Genomic DNA, 22,326 nt, shown 5'->3' on the forward strand with positions numbered 1-22,326 from the left:
TTCGCCGACCGGATCGACACGCTGAACCGCGTGCGCGAGGCGGGGATGAAGGTCTGCTCGGGCGGGATTTTGGGCATGGGCGAAAACGGTGAGGACCGGATCGACATGCTGGTGACGCTGGCCAACCTGCCCGAGGCGCCGGACTCGGTTCCGATCAACATGCTGATGCCGCAGGCCGACACCCCGCTGGCTGACGCCAAGCCGATCGACCCGATCGATTTCGTGCGCATCATCGCGCTGGCTCGGATCATGATGCCGAAATCCCATGTCCGCCTGTCCGCTGGCCGCAGCGACATGAGCGACGAGATGCAGGCCATGTGCTTCTTTGCCGGTGCCAACTCGATCTTTGCTGGCGACACGCTGCTGACCGCCGAGAACCCCGAGGAAAGCAAGGACGCGATCCTGTTCTCCAAGCTGGGCATCCAGCCGATGGAGGCGGAGTCCGAGGCCCGCGTGGACGCGGCCGAATGACAGCGACCGCAAGGCTGGGCAATGCGCTGAAGGTGCTGGAAACGCGCCATCGGCTGCGCAGGCTTGCGCCCCGCACGGGGCTGGATTTCGCGTCCAACGACTATCTGGGTCTGGCCGGGTCCGACGTTCTGAAACGTGCGGCGCAGGACGCGCTGGACCGGGGCGTTCCGCTGGGCTCGGGCGGGTCGCGCTTGCTGCGCGGCAACCACCCCGAGCACGAGGCGCTGGAAGCCGAGGCCGCCGCCTTTTTCGGCGCCGAGGCGGCGCTGTACATGGGCGGCGGGTTTCAGGCCAATCAAGCCATTTTCTCGGCTCTTCCCGCGGCCGGGGATCTGATCCTGCATGACGAGTTGGTCCATGCCAGCGCGCATGAAGGGATGCGCCTGGGTCGGGCCGAGACCCGTGGTTTTGCGCATAACGACATTTCGACGGCGCGCGCGGTGCTGGCCGACTGGCGCGCGCAAGGCGGCACGGGCCAGGTCTGGATCGCGGTCGAAAGCGTCTATTCGATGGAGGGCGATCTGGCCCCGTTGACCGCCCTTGCCGAACTGGCCCGGACCGAGCAGGCGGTGCTGGTGGTGGACGAGGCCCACGCCACGGGCGTCTTCGGCCCGAACGGGCAGGGGCTGGCCCATGGGTTGGACGCCGAGGTGCTGACCCTGCACACCTGCGGCAAGGGGCTGGGCGCCAGCGGCGGGCTGATCTGCGGACCGCGTGAAATGATCGACACCCTGATCAACCGGGCGCGGCCGTTCATCTTTGCGACGGCCCCGTCGCCGTTGGACGCCGCAATCGTGCGGGGCGCGCTGCGGGCCGTCGGACAGAACCCAGGCCTGACTTTGGCCGCCCGCGACCGGATGGCTCATGCCCACGCCGAGGCCGCGCGCCTGTGCGGTCTGACCGGATTTCACAGCCAGATTATGCCCGTCATCGTGGGCGAGGACGCGGCCACGATGGATCGCGCGGCGAAACTCCAGCAGCTGGGGTTTGACGTGCGCGGCATCCGCCCGCCCACCGTGCCGCGCGGCAGCTCGCGGTTGCGGGTTTCGGTCACCGGCAACGTGGGCGCGCAGGACATCACGGCGGTGTTTGAGGCCATCGCCGAACAACAGGCAGGAACCGCATGACCACAGTGATCGTGACCGGAACCGACACCGGCGTCGGCAAGACCGTGTTTTCCGCCGGGCTGACCGCGGCCCTTGGCGCGCAGTACTGGAAGCCCGTGCAATCGGGGCTTGAGGACGAAACCGACAGCCAGATCGTGGCGCGCCTGTCCGGCCAACCGGTCCTGCCCGAGGCCTATCTGCTAAACCTGCCCGCTTCGCCGCACCTGTCGGCCGAGGCCGAGGGGGTCGAGATCGACCTTGACCGACTGACCCTGCCGCAGACCGATGGCCCGCTGGTGGTCGAAGGGGCAGGGGGCGTCATGGTGCCTCTGACCCGGCAGGCCTATTACCTTGACCTGTTGGCCCGCTGGCAGGCGCCGGTGATCCTGGTGGCCCGGACGGCCCTGGGCACGATCAACCACACGACCCTGTCTCTGATGGCGCTGCGTGACGCCGGCTGCACGGTGGTCGGCGTGGCCTTTATCGGGGACCCCGAGCCCGAGGTCGAACAGACCATCATCCAGATGTCGCAGGTACCCCACCTGGGACGCCTCGGACGGATCGAGAACCTGACAACGGACACCCTGCGCCACGCCTTCGAGGCGATCGACATGGACACGATCCGAGGTGCCCTGTGACCCCGCTGGAATTTGACGCCCGCCACCTGTGGCACCCCTACACGAACGTGGCCGACCCGGGCCCCATGCACCTGATCGACCGGGCCGAGGGCGTGTATCTGTACCGCGAGGACGGAGTGAAGATGATCGACGCCATGTCCTCGTGGTGGTGCGCCATCCATGGCCACCGCCACCCGGCGATCACCGCCGCCATGCAGCAACAGCTGGACCGGATGCCCCATGTCATGTTCGGAGGCCTGACCCACCGGCCCGCCATTGATCTGGGCCGCAAGATGGTGGCCCTGCTGCCCGAGGGGCTGGACCGGATCTTTTATTGCGACAGCGGCTCGGTCTCGATCGAGGTGGCGATGAAGATGGCGGTGCAGTTCCAGATGGCCCATGGCCGCACCGACAAGGTCGAGTTCGCCACCATCCGCGGCGGTTATCACGGCGACACCTGGAAGGCGATGAGCGTCTGCGACCCCGTCAACGGCATGCACGGGCTGTTCCGCGGCGCGTTGTCGATCCAGCACTTTCTGCCGCGCCCGGCCGTTCGCCTGGGCGACGACTGGCCCGAAAACCCGGCGCAGAACGGGCTCGACGCTCTGGAACAGTTGCTGCGCGACAAGGCGCACCGGCTGGCTGCGCTGGTGCTTGAACCGGTCGTGCAGGGCGCGGGCGGCATGTATTTCTATCACCCCGAATGGCTGCGCCGGGCCAAAGCTCTGTGTAAGGCCCATGACGTTCTGGTGATCTTTGATGAAATCGCCACCGGATTCGGCCGCACCGGAGAGATGTTTGCCACCACCCATGCGGGGGCGACGCCGGACATCATCTGCCTGGGCAAGGCGTTGACGGGGGGGCATATCTCGTTCGCCGCAACGGTAACCTCCGAACAGGTCGCCCATGGCATCGGCAACAGCGAGGCAGGCGTATTCATGCATGGCCCCACCTACATGGCCAATCCGCTGGCCTGCGCCGCTGGCATCGCCAGCCTGGGGCTGCTGGAAGACGGCGGCTGGCAGGCCCGCGTGCGGGCCATCGAGGCGCAGATGAAGGCCGAACTGGAGCCGGCGCGCGGCCTGCCCGGCGTCGCCGATGTGCGGGTGCTGGGCGCCATCGGCGTGATCGAGATGGAGCACACGGTCGATCCGCGCATCGCGCATCGGCGGGCGCCGGAAACCGGTGTCTGGCTGCGTCCCTTCGCGCGCAACATCTACTGTATGCCGCCCTATGTGATCTCGGGCGACGAGCTAAGCCGGGTAACGGCGGCCATGGTCGAACTGGCGCGAGGCGACGCATGAGGCGGCACTGGCTGACCCGTGACGGAGGAGCGCAGTTGACGCTGGTGTTCGGCGGTTGGGCGCTGGGGCTTGCGCCGTTTGCGGGCCTGACCAGTGCGGCGGATGTACTGGTGGTGGACGACTATCGCAACCTCGACGACGCCCTGCCCGAAACCGGCGACTACGACACGGTCCGCCTTCTGGCCTATTCCTTCGGGGTCGCTTCGGCCGCGCATTGGCTGGCGGGTCACGGGCTGACCTGTGTCCGCAAGGTTGCGGTCAACGGCACGCTGTTTCCTGCAGATGCAGACCGGGGCATCGCGCCCGAGACGGTGGCGGCCACGGCCGATGGCCTGAGCGCGGCCAGCTTTGCCCGGTTCTGCCGCCGGGCCGGACTGGAAGGCCCCGCGCCCGGGATCGATTTTGCCGCCGCGGCCGAAGAACTTCAGGCCATCGCGGCGCGCGGACCTGCGCCCGATCCCGGGTTCGACCGGGTCTGGATCTCCGCTTCGGACCGCATCGTTCCGACGGCTGCGCAGGAAATGGCCTGGGGCCAATCGGACACCGTGCGCCGCATCCCCGGCCCGCACCAGCCTTTTGCGGTGGGGCAGACCTGGGCGGAGTGGTTCGCATGAACGCCATGCCCACGGACCGCATCCGGCGCAGTTTCAGCCGCAGCTTCGGCAGCTATCACTGCGCCGCTGGCCCGCAGGCCCGGATCGCCCGCGCGTTGGCGCAGCGGCTGGTCGATCTCGGGGCACCCCGCCAGTTTGGCACCCTGTTCGAAATCGGCTGCGGCACCGGCCATCTGACCGAGGCGCTGCACCAGCAGTTTTCGTTCACCCGGTCCACGCTCAACGACCTGATGGCCGAGGCCCGGGACACCGCGCGGCGATGGGGCGCGGATTTCCTGCAAGGCGATATCCGAAATGTGACATGGCCTGCGCGGCCCGACCTGATCGCCTCGGCCTCGACGGTCCAATGGCTGGACGATCCGGCGGCGGTGGTTCGCCGCGCGATGCACGAGGTCGCACCCGACGGCTGGGTGGCCATTTCGGGATTCGGCCCGGACCAGTACGCCGAGCTTTCCGCGCTGGGGTCGGCCGCCCGCGCGCCCGGCTTGTGCGCCCCTGATGATCTGGCCGCAGGCATCGGCCCCGAGGTTGAAATCCTTGACCTGTGGCAGGATCGGCAACCGCTGTGGTTCGACACGCCGTTGGACGTGCTGCGCCACCTGCGTGAGACCGGGGTGAACGGCCGTGCGGCGCAGGTCTGGACCCGCGCCGACCTGACCGATTTCAGCACACGCTATCGCGCCGCGTTTTCCGGCCCCGAAGGCGTGCGCCTGACCTATCACCCCGTCTGGATTATCGCCCGCAAACCCGGTTAGGGGCCAACCGGTCGCATCCGGCCCCCCTACACCTGCCCGAAAACTGGTGATAGGCCTGTGCCCAGGGGAGGATCGGCTTGGACATTTCCGAACAGCGCATCAAAGAGATGACCACCGCAGGGCTGAACCTGATCGGTCAGGCCCTGTCGATCTATGACGACAAGCTGCGCCTTGTGGTCAGCAACAAGCGCTTTCAGGAAATGTTCGACCTGCCCGAAGCCCTGGTGCAGCCCGGCGCGCTGTTCAGCGACACGATCCATTTTCTGGCCAGCCGGGGCGAATATGGCCACGATCAATCGGTCGAGGATCTGGTCAGCGTCCGGGTCGAACAGGCCTTGGCGTTCGAGCCGCACTACATGGAGCGCGTGCGCCCCAACGGACAGGTGATCTCGATTGAGGGCGCGCCGCTGCCCACCGGTGGCTGGGTTGCCGTCTATACCGACATCACCAGCACCAAGCGGGTCGAAGAGCTGCTGCGCAGCCGGTCTGAGGAGCTGTCGGATCAGTTGCTGAGCCATGCCGAAGAGCTTTCGGCGACCAACCGGCAACTGGCGGCCACGATCAGCGCGCTGGAAGAGGCCAAGCGCCAGCTGACCGAGATCGAAGCGCGCACCCGCATGACCACCGAGATGATGCCGGCCCATATCGCGCATCTGGATGCTGAGGGGCGGTACGACTATTCCAACCGGCGGCTCAGTTCGGTCCTGCCGGGGCGGCCGTCGGACATCCTGGGGCTGCACATCTCGCAAGCCCTCGGCGCGCATGCCTATGAGCGGGTCCGGCCGCATCTGCAACAGGCCTATGGCGGGCAGGCCTCGGTGTTCGAATTCACCGAGGATCAAGATTCGCGCCGTATCCGTGTTTCGTTCACGCCCGATGGCACGGGCGGCGTCTATATCATGTCGGTGGACATCACCGAGGAAACGCAGGCCCGCGTGGCCCTGCAACAGACCCGACGCCGGGCGATGGCCGCGCAAATGACCAGCGGGCTGGCGCATGATTTCTCGAACCTGCTGACCATCATCCTGGGGATGCAGGCCAAACTGGAAAAGATGGACCTGCCCGAAGACGCCGCCGAGCTTGTCGCGGCAACCCAGCAGACCGCGCGGCGCGGCGGGCAACTTTTGAACCGCATCGCCGACATGACCGGCAACCGCACCCCGCAACCACAGGCCACCGACATGCGCGGCCTGCTCGAGGATCTGCGGGTGCTGGCCTCGCCTTCCTTGCCGCGTGGGGTGGGGCTGTCGGTGGTCAACACCCTGCCGGACGAGGCGCTGATGCTGGACCCGGGCATGGTTCAGGACGCGTTGTTGAATCTTGTGCTGAACGCCCGCGACGCCTGCGGCAGCAGCGGTCAGATCACCATCAGTGCCCATGCGATCGGCCGGATCTGGGTGGAAGTCACCGTATCCGATACCGGTCCGGGGTTTTCGCCGGATGCGCTGGACAAGGCGCTGAACCCGTTTTTTACCACCAAGGGCAGCAAGGGGTCGGGGCTGGGCCTGCCCATGGTCTATGACACGGTCAAGCTGGCAGGCGGAGACCTGCAACTGCGCAATACGCCCTCGGGCGCATCCGTGATGCTGCGGTTGCCGTACCGGCCCGCGCCGCCCGTTCAGTCGGGCCTGGCGCTGCTGGTCGAGGACAGCGACGACCTGCGCCATCAGTTCCGCGACATGCTGGTTGATCTGGGCCTGTCGGTGATCGAGGCGACCTCGGCGGATGAGGCGCTGGTCCTGGCCACCAGCCTGGACGATATCTCGGTGATCCTGTCGGACATCCGGCTGGAGGGCGCTGCCACCGGCATTGATCTGGTCGAACGGCTTGCTCTGCCAATTCCGGTGATCCTGATGACCTCGCTACCCTATGATGACCCGCTGCACCGTCAGGCTCTTGCCAAGGCGCCGGTCCTGCGCAAACCCTTCACCCGCGCGCAATTGTCCGCGCTGATCCGAACCGAGGCCGCCTGATGACCCAACCCCTGGTGACCATTCTGGACGACGAACCCGAGATCCGCCGGATTCTGACCGAAGCGCTGGAGGATGCCGGGTTTAGAACGCAGAGCTTTGCCCGCGCCCGCGAATTCGAAGCGTCACTGAAACGGGTTACGCCGGATGTCTGCCTGGTGGACTTGTCGCTGCCGGATACAGACGGGTTGGCGCTGGTGCATCGGCTGGCGCTGGAACAGGGGGCGGCGGTCATCATCATCTCGGGGCGGGCACAGGTACAGGACCGGGTGACGGGGCTGGAGTTGGGGGCAGATGACTACATCACCAAACCCTTTGACCCGGCTGAGGTGGTGGCCCGCATCCGCGCCCGTCTGCGTGCGCCCAAGGCACAGCAACACCATTCGGATGTGGCTCGGTTCAACGGCTGGACTGCCTATTTCGATCGCTATGTGTTGCTGTCCGATACCGGCGCTGAAACACCGTTCAGCCATGCCGAAGGCGAAGTGTTGCGGTTGTTCCTGGAAAGCCCCAAACGCCTGATCAGCCGCGCGCAGATGCAGGAAACACTGGGTGGCGCAGCCGTTGAAAGCTTTGACAGGGCGATGGACGTGCGTATTTCGCGCCTGCGCACGAAGCTTGGTGAAGACCCGAAAAACCCGCGCCTTATCAAGACGATATACGGCGCGGGGTATATTTTTCTGGGGGATGTCGCATGGGATTGACCAATTCCGCCGGTTGAATTCGACTTGCACGACGCCGAACCAGACCACTGGTGACGCGGTCTGGTTTCTTGGGCTGCCTCTGGAAATCCGGCTGATGTGACCTTAACTTCTGCCGGCTACACTTTGCGGTGCGGTATTGAAGCGCGTAACTATGGCAGCTTGCAAACTCTGCGCTGACGCGCAAGAAAGCGTCAGCTTGATTTGGAGACCCTTATGATCAGGAAAACCTGGGCCAAGTGGCGATCCGGCCATATCGGTCGGCTGGTGGGCGACAGCCTGCGGGCACAAGGCAAGAAATATGCGGTTGCCATGTTTGCCATGATGATCGTCGCCGCGACCACCGCAGGGACGGCTTGGATGATGGAAAACATCGTCGATGCCATGACGTCGCCTGACATGCGGTCTCAGGTTCATATCATCGCGTCGGCAGTAATCGTGCTGTTCCTGGTCAAGGCGCTGGCATCTTACGTCCAGTCCGTGTTTCTGGCTCGCGCTGGCAACCGCATCATCGCCGAGCAGCAGGAGAAGCTGTACAAAAAACTGCTTCGGCGTGGGGTGGATTTCTTTTCCAAAAGTGAGTCTTCGGACCTTCTGATGCGTGTGACCCGGGGCGCGTCGGCCGCGCGGACGCTGGTCGATGTGATCGTGACCACGTTCGTTCGGGATGCGCTGACGCTCGTGGGTCTCATCTTTGTGATGGTTTATCAGCAGCCTGTGCTTTCGGGGCTGTTTTTCATTGTTGGGCCGGTCGCGCTGCTGAGCGTGCGCTATCTTTTGAAAAGCGTCCGCTCGATCATGCAATCCGAGCTCAAATCACTGGCCGAAATCATCCGGGTTCTGCAGGAAACATCGGCCGGGATCAAAATCATCAAGGTCTTCGCACTCGAAGATCGAATGACCGAGCGGATGAACTCGGCCATAAGAAGCGTTGAAAAACGCTCGAACGAAATTGCCAAGCTGCAGTCCATCGCCAGCCCAATGATGGAATTTCTGGCCGGTGTAGCCGTTGCCGGCGTGTTGGTCGTCAGCACAATGGGAATTGCCGGAACTGAACCGCCGACCGCGGGTCAGCTGATGTCCTTCATCACGGCGCTTCTGATGGCCTATGAACCGGCCAAGCGGCTGTCCCGGATGCGGGTGACCATCGAATCCACGTTGGTTCCGATCGAGATGATGTTCGAACTGCTGGATCAGGAAGACCCAATGCGCGAAAGCCCGCAACCCCAAGAGCTGCGGTCCGGTCCGGGCGAGGTACGCTTGCGGAACGTCACCTTTGGCTACAGCGGCGGCATGCCGGTGATCAATGGAATGAACCTGACCTTCGAGGCTGGAAAGACAACCGCTCTGGTGGGGCAGTCGGGTGGAGGCAAGTCTACCATCTTCGGCCTCATCATGCGGTTCTACGATCCTGACCAAGGCTATGTCGAGATCGACGGACAGAATTTGCAGGATGTCAGCTTTGCCTCGTTGCGGCGCAAAATTTCTTATGTTGGCCAGGATACGTTTTTGTTCTCCGCGACGGTCATGGAAAACCTCCGATACGCCCGTCCCGATGCGACCGAGGACGAGATTCGCGATGCGGCCAAAGCCGCGCATGCGCATGACTTCATCATGTCGCTGCCCAAGGGATACGACACCGAAGTCGGAGAGAACGGTGCGTTTCTGTCGGGAGGGCAGAAACAGCGTCTGGCAATTGCCCGAGCCATTCTTCGGAAGGCTGAAATTCTGCTGCTCGACGAAGCCACCAGCGCGCTGGATGCCGAGTCCGAGGCTCTGGTGAAGCAGGCGTTGGATAAGCTGACGGAGAACGTGACCACGATCGTCATCGCTCACCGTCTGTCGACCGTGCTTGAGGCAGACAAGATCATGGTTGTCCAGGATGGTCAGGTGATCGAACAGGGCAAGTTGGATGAGTTGATGGAACAGAATGGCAGCTTCCGCCGCCTGTTCGATCAGCAATTCAAGACACCGGCTGCATAATCAATCCCGCAAAGCCTGGTTCTTTACCTTGAGAACAGGCTGGATGAGGTAGTCGAGAACGGTCTTCCTGCCGGCCAGAATGTCAACTTGTGCAATCATCCCCGGTATGATTTCTACCGCCAAGCCATCGGCGTCCAACAAGGTTCCGCTGGTTCGGATTTCGACCACGAAGACTTCCTCGTCCTGCCGCTCTGACCGTGTAATCGTATCCGCACCGATGCGAACAATTTCGCCATCCAGCGCGCCGTATCTGGCAAAATCGTAGGCAGTGATCTTGACCTTGACCTGCTGACCTGCGCGCAGGAATGCGATGTCGTCAGGGCGGACATAGGCTTCGACCAGCAGGTTGTCGTCCAGCGGAACGATTTCGACAAGATCCTCGCCGCTGCGGGCCAAACCGCCCAAGGTCGTGCGGTGGATTCGGTTTACGATGCCCCGGACTGGCGCACGAACCTGCGCGCGCGCCGCGCGGTTCTCCAACGCGGGCAGGGCGGGCTCAAGCGCCGCAAGCTGCGCAGTGGCAATGGCAAGATCGGTCAGTGCGGCGCTGCGAAACCGGCTTTTGGCGGCCGTGATGCGGTCATCGATTTCACTCAGCCCGGTTTCCAGACGGTTTGCCGCGGCCTCGGCTCTTACCTTGCGGCCCTTCCATTCCGCCTCGTTGCGTCGCAGGGCCAGCAGAGTTGTCGCAGGTTCCATCTTGCGGCGGACCAGAGGCTCCATCAAGGCGCGCTCTTCGGACAAGACCTTGAGTGTTTCTTCGGCAGTGACCCGGTCCACCAACCCCTCTTCCAATTCGCGCTGCCTCTGCTCACGTTGGCGTTCCAGAATGGCGATCTCGTCGGCCAACTCCGTTTTTCGCCCGAGATACAGAGACGTTTCCGAGCGAACGACGTCCGGTGCTTGTTGCACAAGCTCGGGCTCGAACCGCAAATCGGATCCGTCAATTTCGGCCTGCAATCGCTTAATACGCGCCCGTAGTCCCAATGCCCGTTGCCGCTCGGTATCCAGCTCGCTGCCGATTTGCGTTGCGTCCAATTCCAGCAGCCGAGCGTTCTTGTCGACGATCTGACCCTCTTGAACATGAACAGCTTGAAGAACCCCGGGTTCGGTCGCTTCGATCACCTGAACGTCGCCAGAAGGCACAACGCGACCGTCCGCGCGAACCACATCGTCCAGTTCGGTGACGAAAGCCCAGACGCCGGCCGTCAGCATGCAGCCCAACACTGCCAGCAGCAATACCGAACCGCGAAACCCCGAGCCGCCGTTCATCTCGCGGGCCAATCTTGCAAGGTCAGGATGCCGCGACATTCATGTGCCTCCGCGCGTCTTTGGCTCGTTTGGTGAGAACAGACTTGACGGCGTCAACGCCCACTTTGCCGTTTTCGATCACGATGACCCGGTCGACCAGTTCCAGCAGACTGGCCCGATGGGTAACGATGACCATAGTCGTATCCGTAGCCGCTGCTTTCAGCCGCTGAATGATGTTTGCCTCGTTCTTGAGATCCATCGCGCTGGTGGGTTCGTCCAGCAACAGGACAGGCGGCTGCCCGATCAATGCCCGGGCTAGGGCGATCGTCTGACGTTGCCCGCCCGAGAGCCCCTCGCCACGTTCGGCCAGCATAAGATCGTACCCGATGGGATGCCGCGATACAAAGTCTTCGACGCCGGAAATGCGCCCGGCCCGGATTAGATCTTCGTCGCGCGGGCGGACCGCGCCGGCCATAATGTTTTCGCGGACCGAGCCCGAAAACAACCAAATATCCTGCAGGACCGACCCTATGTTGCGCCGAAGGTCCCCCGGATCAATCTGGCGGATGTCAATCCCATCCAAAAGAACCGAACCGACACGGGGCTGGTACAATCCCAGAAGCAGTCTTGCGATGGTGCTTTTTCCTGATCCGATCCGCCCGAGAATCGCAACTTTTTCCCCTGGTTTGATGTCGAAGGACACGCCTTTCAGTGTGTCCTCATCCTGGTCTGGGTAGGCGAAATACACGTTGTTGAACGTGATGCGCCCTTTGAAGTTGGAGCGGCTGATCCAGGTGCGCCCCGACGGCCTCTCACTGTCGGCTTGCATCATTGCGTCTAGGTTCCGGTATGCACTGCGCGCCTGGTTGAACCGAGTCAGTGTTTGAGACAGCTGACCAAGAGGTGCCAAAGCCCGTCCGGTCAGCATCACTGAGGCGACCAAAGCGCCCATGCTGGTCAGGCCGTCCGCTATCAGAAAAACACCATAAAATACGATCAGGACCTGGGCCGCCTGCTGCGTGAAACCGGTCAGGTTCAAGGCGAATTGAGTGATGGCACGCGACCGAACACTGTTGCCGGATTGTCGTTCGATCGCCTCTTCCCAGCGTCGCCGCATTGTACCGGCCGCAGTGGTCGTCTTGATCGTTTCCAGACCGGCCAGAGTTTCGATCAGCACGGATTGCTTTGATTGGCCATCAAAAAAACTGCGTTCCGCCAAGCGGGACAAGAGCGGCTGAATGGCGAGCCCGGCGACCAGCACGACTGGTACGGCGAGAGCTGGGATCAGGACCAGCGGTCCGCCGACCATGTAGATCGTAACCAAAAACAGACCGATGAACGGCAAATCAACCACCATGACCAGCGTAGCCGATGTGAAGAACTCGCGGAGTGTTTCGAACTCACGCACCGTGTTCGCCATGGCGCCGGTTGAGCCGGTTCGGGACTTCATCTGGATATTCAGAAGTTGATCGAAAACACGTCGGCCCATCAACGTGTCCGCATTCTGTCCCGCCCGGTCGATGAAACTGGCGCGCAGGATCTTCAGCACAAAATCAAAAATCAGCGCGATGCCGACACCAATGGTCAAGGCGACCAGAGATTCCACGGCTTCATTTGGCAGAACCCGGTCATAGACGGTCATGATGAAAACCGAGGTTGAAAGCCCCAGAATATTCGTCAGAGCCGCGGCCAGAGCAACCTGCAAGTACGACCACCGATTGGCCACAAGCGCTGATCGGAACCAGTGACGGCTTGGTTGGCTTGGGTTGTTTTTGATTTCCTCGGAGTATGCTCGACGAAACAACATCGCATAGCCAGAATAGACGACATCGAGCTGGCATTCATCCATCTCACCTATGCTGTCTCCAAGCTCTGGGTCGTGGATCAACAGACGGCCAGACTTCGAACGGCCATGGTAAACCACGGCCCGCTGGTCCTCGAGCAACAGTATCGCCGGTGCGAGGCTGGAATCAAACTCCGACAGCCGGCGCGGCCCGAAGCCCGCCTGCAACCCATGGTCATGGGCCAGTGCGATCGCGTCTTGCACCTTCAACCCACCAGAGACCGAGGACTGGGCCGCCAAAAGGCTGGCTTTGGTCAATGGCCGGCCAAGCTCTGCCGCCACATGCAGCAGACATGCCTCAAAGTTGGTGAGGGGCAGGGATGTAGGAGGCTGGCTGCTTTGGGTCATGGTCTGTTGCCCCATGTTCTGAGCTGGATGCCGAGCAGATCAATGATGTCGCCCGTAAGGCTGAGCGCGGCGTAGTTAGTTAGGAAGAAATTCTGCTCCGCCAGGATCAGGCGCTCTTGGGCGTTCACATAATCGCGCTGCGCGTCCAGTATTTCGATCAAGCCGCTGCGCCCTATCTGGAATTGCTCTTGAGTGGCGTCAACGCTGTCGGCATTTGCGGCAACTGCGATGCGGGCCTCGCGCAGACGCTGGGCGCCGGCTTTTTGGTCGGATCGAATGAAACCTAGCTCGCGCTGGATTTCCCGAACAAGAACCTCACGGGCATATTCCGCTTGTTTGACCCGCGCTTCGGCGGCGGCAATTGCAGCCCGCCGTTGACCGGTGCTGTCCAGCTCATAGTTGACCGACAGGTCTACGCCGAAATTCGCGTCCCTGCTGTCGTCCTGGTTGGCAAATGCCGAAACCCGCACGTCCGGCTGACGCCTCGCAATTGCGGCAGAGCGGTCTGCCTGTGCCGCCAGAACCGCAGCGTCTGCGCGTCGAACCTGCGGGCTGTCCATCACGATGACGGCGTCGCTTTTCGACAGGTTGGGCGCTGGGATAGGGGGATCCAGTTTGCCTGGTGGGGTCCCGAACACCTCTTGGAATCGCGCATTGGCACGATCAGCCTGAGCCCGGGCATCCGCCAACTTGGTCCTGGCATCCGCGACCCGAGAGCGCGCCGTCAAAACGTCGGCCGCGGAACCGGCCCCTTGCGCGGCGCGGTCGGAGATCTGTTTCTCGATCTCCTCATGGCGGCGGACGTTTTCCCAAGCGATTTCAACGATTTTCCGCCGGTCGATGACCAACACATAGGTTTCAATTGCGGCAAGGGCCGTCGCGGCTGCGGTTTGAAGCTGATCGCCGCGGCTTTCGAGGACCCGGGCCCGCGCCGCTGCCAAGTCTCCGGCGGCAGCTCCCCCGTCGTATACAAGCTGTGAAACCCGCAGATATGGCGATACATCCGCAATATCCGAATCCACCCGTTCCGATCGGGCATTCACGCCAAGTGACACCTGCGGAAGAAAGGCTCCTTCTGCCGCGTCCATATCGGCAAAGGCGGCGTCAACGCCGGTCTCACTCTGTGCCAGGTTAGGGCTGGTTTCTACCGCGCGCCGTATTCTCTGGCCGAATGAACTGCGAGTCAGATGGCCCGACGGCTTTGTCGCGCCAGCGCCCGTTGATCCTTCTGAAAAAGCCATCTCAATAGGGGCAAGATCCGGAACCGGCTCACAAGCCGCAGTGAGCACGGCCACCAAACCGATCAGCAGAGGGAAGATGAGTCGATCAGATGTAGGCATATTTGGCCTCCGCGTCCGACAAGTCTCGTTCCGCGGCAATGGCATCCAAGAACCCCACAAGGTCGGAGTCCCTGCCGTTTGCGGTAGTGCTGATCACCTTGGGAGAATGCGTCTGGCAGTGGTGCATCCACAGAAGATGGTTGAGCGAGACTTGATGAGCGTAAATCAACTGCATCGCTCCGCTAGATTGCAGAACCGCTGTCTGCGCCGGCCCAAGTTGGTTGAAGCGTCGAAAGTCCACGTTCATCCAACCGTCGGGCAACTCCGCATCCTTAAAACGGGTCAATTCGACGAATAGGCCCAATTCCTTTATCAGCGCGCAGGCACGTCGGGTTGCGTTTCGATCGGCCAGAAAGCCCTTGAAGAAGCCCTTCAGGGTTTCCAGTTCAGAGGAGATCGAGCCGTCCTTTGCGAAGAACGGGCTGCCGGATTGGTCACAGGACACGAGTCCGGTGGTTTCATCTACGACAAGCTTGCCTGAGTTGGTGCGCGATCCTGCTTCGCCACCGACCAGTTCGATCGAAAATGGATGGCATCTCAGCAAGGAAGGAACATAGGTGGCCCGCCAGTGTCCTTGGCCCGAAATGAATGGTGTTTCAGAAGAAGCTGCGGTCGCCAGAATAGCATGCGGCGATACCCCGCCCCCCGAGGATCGAAAAGCAATTGGAAAAGAGGCGGCGGCTTCTGAGACTTCCGCACTTACGATCTCGCACTCAAATCTGCAGCGCGCGAAATCGTAGGATGTAAATCTGTGCCACGAGCAATCGGAATGCCTGTCGAAAGTGACGGGTACTGGGCCGTTCTGTGCCATTTATGTCTCCGCTGGTCCGTTAGGAAGGGCCGGGGCGGCCCCACCTTTTCATGCCTGTCAGGATCAACTTGACGCGCCGGTCGGATCGGTATGCAGAATGTTGTCGCTGCTCAGACCACTCAGATCACCCAGGCCGTCAAACTGCGCGACCGCGCTGACCGTGGCGGAGGTTGGGGCGGAATAGTCCACCTTGACCAGCACACTGTCAGTTCCATCGCTGGCCAGTAGATAGATCTCATCTCCGGCGTGAGCCCCGGTAAGCGTTTCGGCGGCGGCTTCCAGAGTACCGGTTGTCAGATCGGTGAGTGTGGTTGCCAGCCCTACAAACCCTGTGTTGGTCGCGATCATGTCGCCAATCGCCAGTGTTTCGACACCTGTTCCATCACCGCGAAGCGATGAGACATCTAACCCGCTGAACATAATGGCGTCGGCCATGTCGGCTGCAGGCCCCAGGGTGAAACCCGTTACGACGTCGGTGCCGTTGGCCGTCGGGTCCGCTTCGAAAACGATAAGATCCCGGCCAGCGCCGGACAGATCGATCACATCGTCGCCGTCCCCACCGCGGATGACAACGTCGATACCCGTGGCCGCCAATGTGTCTGCGCCGTCTGTTCCCAACACCCAATGGGTCGGGCCACCGTCGGGCGTGTTGATCGTCAACTCGATCGGCTTCGTCGGGTCCAGCACCGTCATCGTGAACGTCACGACAGGCTTGGTCAGGTCGCTGAAGCTTGTCGCAGCTCCGCCAAAACTGATTTCCGCCGGCCCGTTCGGGTTTGCCAGAAACAGATCAAAATCGGTGTTTTCGACCTCGGATCCTGTGTCAAAGGTCACGACCGCGGGGTCAAAACCCAAGTTGGCCGTGAAAGCCAACCCACTGGATATGTCCCGGCCCGCATCGGCATGTATTTCCAAGGTTATCGTCGACCCGCTCCGGCCTGCCTCGGAAATGAAATAGGCCGCTGGAATGTGAGCCGTCGCCTGGTCTGTCGCGGGTAGGGGGTTCGGTCCTCCGGCAACCGTCGCTGAAACCGAAAAATCCAAAAGGTCACCCGCCGTTGTACCCGAAAACGCCGTGGCAGGTACGTTCAGGCTCCACGTGCCGTTGGCCGCAACCGTGGCTGTGCCGACAGCGACCGAGTTCAGCATCACCTCAACGGTTTGTCCCGCGCCGAGCCCTATGGATGAACCGCTGACCGTCAGGCCGCTGGATTGCGCGTCACTCAGCGAAACCGCGTCGTTGGTACCGACCTCATTCAAGGTCAGGATGGGTCGGTAGTCGGTGGTCACCGAGGCTGCCGCCTGAGAAGCGGGGTTGCCAGCCATGTCCGAAACCGATGCGGTGATAGAATAAGTTGCTCCGTCAGAAAGAGCGTTCAGATCAGCCGTAGGAATGGTGGTCGACCAGACCCCACCCAAAGCGGTGGCAGTATAGGTCTGCCCGTTCAGCCCGACAGTAATGGTTTGCCCGTCTTCGGCTGTCGTTGTCCCCGATACTGTCAGGTCGCTTTCCTTCTCGGTGACGTCTAGAACCGATCCAGTTCCCAGGGGGTTCAGTGAGATGGTCGGGGCGCTGAAATCGGTGTTGAACCCAGTCGAAGTCGTCTGTGTATTTCCGGCTGCGTCGCTGACTGACGCGGAAATCGTGTAGGATTCGGCATCTTGCAGGCCGCTAAGGTCGAGGGGTGAAGCGGTGTAGGTCCACGCGCCACTCGTCACTGTAGCGGTGCCTGAGACATCCACAGTCCCGTCCGCTCGTTGAACCTGGATCGAGACGATCGTGCCATCAGGCGCGTCGGAAATGCCAGAGACGGTCATTCCGCCGGATTGCTCTGCCAGGTTCATGGTGCCCCCGGCCGATACCGTCGAGATTGACAGAGTGGGGGCCGTAAAGTCCGTGTCGAAGCTGCCAGTGGCCTGTGCGGCCGGGTTCCCAGCAAGGTCCGAAACATCGGCGGTCACGGTGACGGTGGCTCCGTCGGAGAGGCCGGCTAGATCGGTTGCGGGAACGCTGACACTCCAGTTTCCACCTGAAACGGTGGCGCTGTAGGTTTGGCCGTTCATTCCTATGGTCACGGTCTGGCCGTCTTCGGCGGTCGTCGTTCCGGATATGCTGAGGTTGGTTCCCTGTTCGACCGCGTTCATGACCAAGCCGTCCGAAAACGTGTCGATGCTGATCGTTGGGGCGGTTGCGTCTTTGGAAACTCCTGCACTCGCCTGCGGGGCCACGAGGCCATCGGCATCCGTCACGTCGGCGGTGATGGTGAAAGTTGCGCCGTCGGCCAAGGCAATCAAATCCGCGCTCGGCACGGTCACGCTCCACGTCCCTCCGGACACAGGGCCCGTGTAGGTCTGCCCGTCCAAAGTTACGGTGACTGTCTGGCCATCGGTGACATTTCCGGTCGTGCCGCTGATCGTCAGATCCGCCCCGACTTCGACTGCGTTCAACACCGAACCGACGGATAGAGGCGAAATCGAGATGGACGGTCCGCTCAGATCCACGGGTACCGAAACCGCAGCAGGCGTGGCCGGGTTTCCGGCGGCATCGCTGATCGCGGCACTGATGCTGATGGGGCTGCCACTGACCAGAACGCCGAGGTCGGCTGCGGGAACGGTCACACTCCAAGCACCGCCTGAGGCGATGCCGCTGTAAGTCTGGCCATTGAAGGTCAGCACAACCGGTTGGCCATCTTCGCCGGTCGTCGTGCCGGTAATCGTCAGGTCCGATCCGACGTCTACAAGATCAATCTGGCCGCCTGCGACAGGGTCTATTGTTATGGCTGGGGCGGAAAAGTCAGTATCAAAGCTGTTGGTGGCTTGAGCCGCCGGATTGCCTGCCCGATCCACCACATCAGCGGTCACAGTGACGGTCGCGCCATCGGGCAGTGACGCCAGATCGGCGGCCGGAACCGTGACGCTCCAAGTGCCGCCGGACACTGTTGCGGTATAGATCTGACCGTTCAACCCCACAGTCACCATCTGACCGTTTTCCGCATCGGTCGTACCACTGATTTCCAGATCTGACGCGCTCTCGGCCGCATTCATGACCGCCCCGTGGGAAAATCCTGTTACCGCGATGGTCGGAGCGATGGTGTCGATGTTGAACGAGGCTGTTTCGACAGCGATCTCGTCTCCCGCTCCATCCAGGTGTCGGATCGTCACGGATGTGACCCCCTGAGGCAACCCTGCCGCCTCGACTTGGCTCAGCGAAACGCTCCAACTGCCGTCCGGCCCCGCTGAAACGGTTTTGGTGACCGACCCGATGGTTACTTCGACCGAAACGGTGCCATCAGGTGCTGACGCCTTGGCGGTGGTGCTGTTGAGCGAATTTCCCTGCAACTGTGACAGGTTCAGACTGGGCGGGCGCGGAGATTCCTCGGGCGTCGCGACATCTTCGCCGCCACCGCCGCCAGCGGCGGCCGCACCGGCCAGACCCAAACCACCCAGAACCGCGCCTGCGGCTCCCATGCCGCCACCACCAGCTGCCGCTGCTCCGGCGGCTTCAGCGGCCACTGCAAGCTGCGCGACTTCAACGGCCACGTCTTCGGCAATCATGATCGAACCGTTGTCCAGAACGTGCACGTTTTCCGCGGAAACCAGGACTGTGCGACCGTCCAAGAGCTTCAGTTGGACGTCGCCGTTTGGCAGCAGTTTGACCGACTGGACACCGGGCAGGACATCGGCAAACTGAAATGTGCTCAACTCCTCCTCAGTGGCTTGGGCCAGCGCCGGCAAGGCCAGAAGGGCAGAGGCCAAACCACCGCCGACTCCCGATCCGGCCCATCGGCGCAGACGCGCTTTGACCCATCTGCGGACATGCTTCTCATGCTCTGCATCTGGTGAGTCCTTCTGGATGGAGACTTCGTGCGAAACAGGTTTCATCGTCATCATGTCCTCACAATTGGTGGCCGCGGATACCCGCGCGACAAGACCGAAGAAGCCAAGTTCTGTTCTTCTTTCCTGCTGCCGAGTTTTTCATGCGGTCGGACCTTGAAAAATTGAGTTAATCTGGAGCCGAATTCCTCGTTTTCACCACAATTTCGTTCTCGTCTTTGCCTTGGCACCGCGTCACCCTTGAAAGGACTGCCAGCGATGGCATTGGGGGTGATCTGAGTTGATGCTTCAGTTCGAAAGAGTGGTTGCAACGGGGAGTCCGGCGCTCGATTCAGGTATCGGCGATACGGCTTTAAAAACGTTTAACGGTGTTTCGTATCTGTACAGCACGACCCGGGCTGGCGGCGGCATCGTGGTCTGGCAGCTTGTGGATGGTGGGGCTCCGCAATTCCACGACGATCAGTATTTCAGCGGCACCATATCGCTGCAGGTCGGCAGCCTTGGTGCTCTGGTCGCATTGGGCGCAAGCGATCTGTTGGCACTGGACGTCGATACAGCCACGGGCCTTGTCGGGTACGAGTTGAATACCGATGGCACGATCGGGGCGCTGCAGGAAACGGCGGCGATTCCCGGCGGCGGTGATGTCACCGCATTGGTCCAATACTCGGTGGGGGCGGTCGACTACCTGACGGTCGCCCATCAGGACAGTGGGCTCATCGGCACCTACGTGGTGAACTCGAATGGTTCGCTCAGTCATGTCGGCTCGGTCGCGGGTAATGCCGGGGCGATGCAGACCGCGGCGGTGGGCAGCAACCAGTATGTCGTCACCGCCAATGCCGCCGACAATGCGATCCGGGTGTTCAGCGCCGATCAGGGAAGCGGGACGCTGATCGAATTGGACAACACGGCAACCCAAACGCTTGGGATCAGTTCTCCGACAGCGTTGGAAACCGTTGATGCGTATGGACACAGCTGGGTTCTGGTAGCCGGGTCCAGCAGCAGCTCCATCAGTGTGATGGAGCTGCGCGCAGACGGAACACTGGTTCCACAGGATCATGCGTTGGACACGTTGGGTACCCGTTTTGGCGCAGTTCAGGACATGAAGGTCGTCGAAGCCGATGGACGTGTCTTTGTCGTTGCCGGTGGCGGAGATGACGGGGTGACCCTGCTGACGATGACCCCTGATGGCAAGCTGATCTACCTGGACAGCTTTGCGGATACGCTGGATAGCGGTCTTCAGAATGTTGAGACCATCGAGGTGGCCCATGTTGGCGACGACCTTCAGATCTTTGTGGCATCGCAGCAGGATGCAGGGCTAACCCAGCTGACAGTGTCTTTGGACTCCTTGGGCAATGTCATCGAGGGGAATGGAATCGTAACTGGAACCGCTCAGGACGACATGCTGAGCGCCGGCGTTCTGGACACTGATTTGCAGGGCGGTGCCGGTGACGACATTCTGATTGCCGGTCGCAGTGAAACCACCATGCAGGGCGGTTCCGGCGCGGACATCTTCGTTATGCGATTCGGCAGTGGATTGACGACGATCACGGATTTCGAGGCCGGAACCGATCGGTTGGATCTGTTCGACTACCCGATGTTGCGCGACCCCGGGCAGCTGACCGTGACGTCAACGGCACAAGGGGCTCGGATTGAGTTTATGGATGAAACCGTCGATCTAATTTCGGCCGACGGTGGCACACTCACCAGCGCCGAAATCTTCGGGTCCGGTTTCGAGGGGCCGGATCACATCCCTGTTGACTTTGGCGTGCTCACGGGGCCCGAGGCCTCGGCCGGTGTGACGGGTCCAGTCACGGTAGATTCTTCCGGTTCAAACCCCGCGCTGAGCGATGCTGAGATCGTGTTCACGCCAGTTGGAAACAGCCCGATATCGGTACAGGCCGACGATCAGGGCCAATTCGATCTTGATTTGCCATCAGGTTCGTTGTCGGGTCACGTGGACATCATCAAATCGTATTCCCATGCCAGCGGAGAGATCACGGCCCTGGATGCGCTACAGGTTTTGCGGATAGCGGTCGGTTTGGGACCAACCTGGGGACCCGCAGCCCCCGAAAACCTGATCGCGGCCGATATCACCCGGGATGGCACCGTCAATGCACTGGATGCCCTGGCGATCCTGCAGGTTGCCGTTGGGTTGCCCACCGCACACGAGCCGGAATGGGTTTATCTGGATCAGAACGCCGATCTTTCCTCAATCACGCCCACGAATGTCGACTATCAAACCGGCGCTGCGGTTACCGCCCTGGATGGGATGTTCAGTGTGGACATGACGTCGATCCTGCTTGGGAATCTCGAGGCGGTGTGAACTGGCTATTCGCGGAACGCAAAAGGTATCGTGCTTCCGCGCAGACATAGGCTAATCTTAGCAGAACAGCCTAGCCCGGTTTTTTAGAGATTGCCCAATGGCTACCAAGCAGATGCGGCATTTCCAACCAAAATCCGGCGCACAGGCGATGGTTCGTTCGTCACGCCTCGTGGCTGCGGAAGATCCGTGTGGTCGAGAAATAGCGCTCCAACTCCTCGATACGCTCCTTGCTTTCTTCCCAGCGCGCCTCCTGAACCTCCGCAATCAAGGTTTCCGAAATGAGTTGAAGGGCGATCGTCGAATCCCAGCTTGATGGAGCTTCGACCAGAGCGTGAAAGGTATAGTTGGCCGATTTGCCGATGGGCGACCCCCATTGGTCGGTGAATAGCACGACGGTCACCCCGCGATCGGACGCAACTTGCGCCAGCTTTTCCAGATGCGCCTCGTAGCGGCGGATGTCGAAGATGACCAGAACCGAGCTTTCGTCCATGTCCAGCAGGTATTGCGGCCATACGTTGGCCGAGTTGCCCAGCATCGTCACGTTGGGCCGGATGATCTGCATGTGGTTGAACAGATAGTCGGCGTTCGAGCGGGTGATGCGGCCGCCCACGACATACAGATGGCGCTCGGTATCGGCCAGCAACTGGGCTACCGCGTCGAACATCGACTTGTCCAGCCGCTCCAGTGTGTGGCGCATGTTGGTCCAAACGGCTTGGGCAAAACGCGTGATCGGATGCTCGGTTTCATCATCCACGATCCAGGCGTCGCGTTTCGAGATCGGCTTTTGGATCTGTGCCGCAACTTCTTCACGCAGCGCCTCCTGCAGCGCCGGGAACCCATCGAAACCCAGTTTTCTCGCCATGCGAATGACCGTCGGGGTGGACACCTGCGCCGCCGCGGCCAGCTTGGTGATCGATTGCAGCCCACCCATCGGATAATCCTGCAACAGGACCGATCCCAGCTGCCGTTCCGAGCGGGTCAGGCCTTCAAGTTCGTCCTGAATGCGTTGTTTGACCGTTTTGGCGACAGAGGCCATCGGCGCCCTCATATTATTC

The 22,326-nt window shown here is 61.6% G+C and carries 16 protein-coding genes; 10 read left to right on the forward strand and 6 right to left on the reverse strand.

What is annotated here, in order from left to right; translation table 11 throughout:
- The 9 genes from ACR0BA_RS08880 to ACR0BA_RS08920 form a co-directional block, all read left to right on the forward strand.
- The coding region (locus ACR0BA_RS08880) for a biotin synthase BioB (protein ID WP_480727489.1) at positions 1 to 471 on the forward strand (471 nt) is incomplete at its 5' end.
- A complete protein-coding gene (locus tag ACR0BA_RS08885; protein WP_480727491.1) occupies positions 468 to 1,598 on the forward strand; it encodes an 8-amino-7-oxononanoate synthase in 1,131 nt (376 codons plus the stop codon). The genes ACR0BA_RS08880 and ACR0BA_RS08885, both read left to right, overlap by 4 nt.
- Positions 1,595 to 2,215, forward strand: coding sequence for a dethiobiotin synthase (bioD, locus tag ACR0BA_RS08890; protein WP_480727492.1), 621 nt, complete (start codon positions 1,595 to 1,597; stop codon positions 2,213 to 2,215). Before ACR0BA_RS08885 ends, bioD begins: the two co-directional genes overlap by 4 nt.
- Positions 2,212 to 3,498, forward strand: coding sequence for an adenosylmethionine--8-amino-7-oxononanoate transaminase (bioA, locus tag ACR0BA_RS08895; RefSeq protein WP_480727494.1), 1,287 nt, complete (start codon positions 2,212 to 2,214; stop codon positions 3,496 to 3,498). Before bioD ends, bioA begins: the two co-directional genes overlap by 4 nt.
- Positions 3,495 to 4,112 (forward strand): pimeloyl-ACP methyl esterase BioG family protein, encoded by a 618-nt coding sequence (locus ACR0BA_RS08900; protein ID WP_480727496.1) that lies wholly within the window; start codon positions 3,495 to 3,497, stop codon positions 4,110 to 4,112. The genes bioA and ACR0BA_RS08900 overlap by 4 nt, the downstream gene beginning before the upstream one ends.
- Positions 4,109 to 4,867, forward strand: coding sequence for a methyltransferase domain-containing protein (locus ACR0BA_RS08905; RefSeq protein ID WP_480727498.1), 759 nt, complete (start codon positions 4,109 to 4,111; stop codon positions 4,865 to 4,867). The genes ACR0BA_RS08900 and ACR0BA_RS08905 overlap by 4 nt, the downstream gene beginning before the upstream one ends.
- 107 nt (positions 4,868 to 4,974) lie before the next feature.
- Entirely contained in the window at positions 4,975 to 6,840 is a 1,866-nt protein-coding gene (locus tag ACR0BA_RS08910) for a PAS-domain containing protein (protein WP_480727884.1), read from the forward strand.
- Positions 6,840 to 7,541, forward strand: coding sequence for a response regulator transcription factor (locus ACR0BA_RS08915; RefSeq protein ID WP_480727499.1), 702 nt, complete (start codon positions 6,840 to 6,842; stop codon positions 7,539 to 7,541). The genes ACR0BA_RS08910 and ACR0BA_RS08915 overlap by 1 nt, the downstream gene beginning before the upstream one ends.
- 213 nt (positions 7,542 to 7,754) lie before the next feature.
- Positions 7,755 to 9,521, forward strand: coding sequence for an ABC transporter ATP-binding protein (locus ACR0BA_RS08920; RefSeq protein ID WP_170445006.1), 1,767 nt, complete (start codon positions 7,755 to 7,757; stop codon positions 9,519 to 9,521).
- Here ACR0BA_RS08920 and ACR0BA_RS08925 read toward each other — a convergent pair whose 3' ends face one another.
- The 5 genes from ACR0BA_RS08925 to ACR0BA_RS08945 form a co-directional block, all read right to left on the reverse strand.
- Positions 9,522 to 10,832 (reverse strand): HlyD family type I secretion periplasmic adaptor subunit, encoded by a 1,311-nt coding sequence (locus ACR0BA_RS08925; protein ID WP_480727501.1) that lies wholly within the window; start codon positions 10,830 to 10,832, stop codon positions 9,522 to 9,524.
- Complete coding sequence (locus ACR0BA_RS08930) at positions 10,816 to 12,963, reverse strand: type I secretion system permease/ATPase (protein ID WP_480727503.1); 2,148 nt, start codon at positions 12,961 to 12,963, stop codon at positions 10,816 to 10,818. The genes ACR0BA_RS08925 and ACR0BA_RS08930 overlap by 17 nt, the downstream gene beginning before the upstream one ends.
- Positions 12,960 to 14,348 carry a TolC family protein gene (locus tag ACR0BA_RS08935; RefSeq protein ID WP_480727505.1) on the reverse strand — a complete coding sequence of 463 codons (1,389 nt, stop codon included), beginning with the start codon at positions 14,346 to 14,348 and terminating at the stop codon, positions 12,960 to 12,962. The genes ACR0BA_RS08930 and ACR0BA_RS08935 overlap by 4 nt, the downstream gene beginning before the upstream one ends.
- The gene (locus ACR0BA_RS08940) at positions 14,290 to 15,114 is read right to left on the reverse strand and encodes a SapC family protein (RefSeq protein ID WP_480727506.1); all 825 of its coding nucleotides are present in this window, start codon (positions 15,112 to 15,114) and stop codon (positions 14,290 to 14,292) included. Before ACR0BA_RS08940 ends, ACR0BA_RS08935 begins: the two co-directional genes overlap by 59 nt.
- A gap of 63 nt (positions 15,115 to 15,177) precedes the next feature.
- On the reverse strand, positions 15,178 to 19,002 hold the full coding sequence (locus tag ACR0BA_RS08945; RefSeq protein ID WP_480727508.1) for an Ig-like domain-containing protein: 3,825 nt from the start codon (positions 19,000 to 19,002) through the stop codon (positions 15,178 to 15,180).
- Positions 19,003 to 19,231: 229 nt separating this feature from the next.
- Here ACR0BA_RS08945 and ACR0BA_RS08950 point away from each other — a divergent pair, with 229 nt between their 5' ends.
- Positions 19,232 to 21,271: a dockerin type I domain-containing protein gene (locus tag ACR0BA_RS08950; RefSeq protein WP_480727509.1), complete on the forward strand. Its 2,040-nt coding sequence runs from the start codon at positions 19,232 to 19,234 to the stop codon at positions 21,269 to 21,271.
- A gap of 160 nt (positions 21,272 to 21,431) precedes the next feature.
- Here the strand turns inward: ACR0BA_RS08950 and ACR0BA_RS08955 are convergent, their stop codons facing one another.
- Positions 21,432 to 22,307: a MurR/RpiR family transcriptional regulator gene (locus ACR0BA_RS08955; RefSeq protein WP_093963099.1), complete on the reverse strand. Its 876-nt coding sequence runs from the start codon at positions 22,305 to 22,307 to the stop codon at positions 21,432 to 21,434.
- Positions 22,308 to 22,326 lie beyond the last annotated feature (19 nt).

Source organism: Ruegeria sp. CI5, from assembly GCF_056536885.1.